1 protein-coding gene is annotated in these 311 nt (G+C 46.9%); it reads left to right on the forward strand.

The features are described from left to right. Positions 1-311: hypothetical protein (locus KK083_RS32375; RefSeq protein ID WP_254170305.1), on the forward strand; the 311-nt coding region annotated here is incomplete at both ends.

The raw sequence follows: 311 nt of genomic DNA on the forward strand, positions 1-311 counted from the left end.
TCGGTAGCTCAGGTGAACGGAAATACAGTCACCATTGTGGGCGACGGTACAACAGAGATCACGGCAACACAACCCGGCAACATCAATTATAATGAAGCAATACCGGTTGTTCATTCACTCGTTGTGAAGCTTGCGCAGATCATCACCTTTGGCCCCCTCGATACAAAGAAATATGGAGATGCTGCCTTTCAATTGAATGCAACATCATCTTCAGGCTTGCCGGTTACGTATGAGAGCTTAAACACAGCTGTTGCAACTATTGATGGTAATGTAGTTGCGATTGTAGGAGCGGGCACTGCAAAGATCGTGGC

Source organism: Chryseosolibacter histidinae (genome assembly GCF_018598225.1).
Taxonomy (GTDB): Bacteria; Bacteroidota; Bacteroidia; order Cytophagales; family Cyclobacteriaceae; genus Chryseosolibacter; species Chryseosolibacter histidini.